The organism is Peribacillus frigoritolerans (assembly GCF_030676415.1).
Lineage (GTDB): Bacteria > Bacillota > Bacilli > Bacillales > DSM-1321 > Peribacillus > Peribacillus frigoritolerans_A.
In genome coordinates this window covers 1-252 of record NZ_JAUUTW010000162.1, presented here as the reverse complement: position 1 = coordinate 252, position 252 = coordinate 1, and the positions used below count along the sequence as shown (strand labels likewise).

Genomic DNA, 252 nt, shown 5'->3' with positions numbered 1-252 from the left:
TAACTTAACCGTTAAAAAAGATCTTACAGATGCTTTGAAAAAAATTAATTGCCTTCTATCTATTATCTAGTTTTCAAGGAACAAAGCAGAAAGAATCCATCACATCGTGATGTTTGTCTTTCCTATTGAATGAATTACTCATTCAAAACTGAACAAAACAAAAGCGCTCTCGTAATTATCCTTAGAAAGGAGGTGATCCAGCCGCACCTTCCGATACGGCTACCTTGTTACGACTTCACCCCAATCATCTGT

1 rRNA gene is annotated in these 252 nt (G+C 36.5%); it reads right to left on the bottom strand.

Annotated features, from left to right (window positions below):
- Positions 1-185: 185 nt before the first annotated feature.
- Positions 186-252, bottom strand: a 16S ribosomal RNA gene (locus Q8G36_RS28890); the annotation flags it as partial.